Origin of the sequence: Actinocrinis puniceicyclus (genome assembly GCF_018283645.1) — a bacterium.
GTDB lineage: Bacteria > Actinomycetota > Actinomycetes > Streptomycetales > Catenulisporaceae > Actinocrinis > Actinocrinis puniceicyclus.
In genome coordinates, this window is the sequence record NZ_JAGSXH010000317.1 from 1 (window position 1) to 1,388 (window position 1,388).

A 1,388-nucleotide genomic window follows, 5' to 3' on the forward strand; every position below is an offset into this window, starting at 1 on the left:
CGCGACGCTCTCCGCGGCCCGCCTGACCTTCCACGTCGACATCAACATCGGCGACCCCGTATCGCCGGCACCGCAGCGCATCGTCCTGCCGAAAATCCTCGGCGGAACCATGGAGCTCACCGGCTACGCGCTCACGATGGTGCTCGCCGAGAAGATCGTCACCATGATGCAGCGCACAACCGCCAACACCCGCTGGCGCGACTTCGTCGACGTCTATACCCTGACCCGGCAGCACCCGCTCGACAGCGACGAACTGCACGACAGCATGACCACCGTCGCGAACCACCGCCAGGCCGCGCTCACGCCGCTCGCGGAGGCACTCGACGGCTACCCGGACATCGCACAACCCAAGTGGGCCGCCTGGCGCCGCAGACAGCAACTCGACACCCGCGTGCCCGAGGACTTCACCGAAGTACTCACCGCCGTCGCCCGGTTCGCAGACCCTGTCATCACCGACCACGCCAAGAACAGAATTTGGAACCCGGAAACATCACGCTGGACCTGACCAATACGGGCGGGCAGCGGGATCGTTGAAGCGGCTGAGCGCGAGCACCGTTGTGCCGATCGACCACGCGACGCACCACGCGACGATCTCGACGAGCCCGCCGATTGCATCCACGCGTACATGAGTACAGCAGCCGAGTACAGCAGCGCCAGCGACGGTCAGTGCCGTACCATGACTCTGCCCGACCTAGATCGAGCTGGAATGTCCGGATCTGCCCCACCGGTGCCGCAAGTTCGCATCTAGAAGATCAGCTGACTGTTGTGTGGGGTTAGAGCGCAATGTATTTGCCGAAGATCGCCAGTGCTAGCGCGACCGCCCAACCGAGGCCAGCAAGTAGCCACGCGACACGGTCGAGGTGTCTAGTATGGCCTTCGAGTTGCTCGCGCACGTCTCGGACCAGTGCCTTCACTGCTACGGGATGATCCTCGACGAGTTCCTCATATAGCTTGTTTTCTGCTATAAGCTTGTTGATCTCAGCCGTTCGCACGTCAATCTCTTTTGCCAACTCGGTAGTTAACTCCCGCGAGAGCATGGTTGCGCGTTCAAGCACCGGCTGTAGCTGCTGGATCTTTGTGGCCCTAGCTTTGGTGACAGCCCTCTCTTCAGCAGCCCGAACGGCAGCAACACGCTCCTCTGTGACCTTCGTCAGGGAGACTGCGATCACGAACCAGCACGTGAAGGCGGTCCAACTAACGCCGAACGCTGCATCGCTTATCGTCTTGGGCATACCAAGGCTCTCCGGTATACCGATCACTAACCCTGGCTATTCGTGACGTAGTTCGTAATGCAGCCCGCTGAGATGCGAAAGGTGCGCCCGGCCTGCAAGGATGTGATTGCCTAGATCATGTCCATACAGGGAACGGGTGCACCTTTCTGGTGTCCA

The 1,388-nt window shown here is 61.0% G+C and carries 2 protein-coding genes; one reads left to right on the top strand and one right to left on the bottom strand.

The annotated features are described in order from the left end of the window. Nucleotides 1-505, top strand: a 505-nt coding sequence (locus KGA66_RS29025) for a nucleotidyl transferase AbiEii/AbiGii toxin family protein (protein WP_211472800.1), incomplete at its 5' end; no start/stop codon positions are given. Between the two features lie 268 nt (nucleotides 506-773). Here the strand turns inward: KGA66_RS29025 and KGA66_RS29030 are convergent. Next, entirely contained in the window at nucleotides 774-1,232 is a 459-nt protein-coding gene (locus tag KGA66_RS29030; protein WP_211472802.1) for a hypothetical protein, read from the bottom strand. Nucleotides 1,233-1,388: the final 156 nt, after the last annotated feature.

What these genes read in the sequence shown, in the direction of transcription:
- KGA66_RS29030 (WP_211472802.1), bottom strand. Translation starts at nt 1,232, where the DNA reads ATGCCCAAGACGATAAGCGATGCAGCGTTCGGCGTTAGTTGGACCGCC.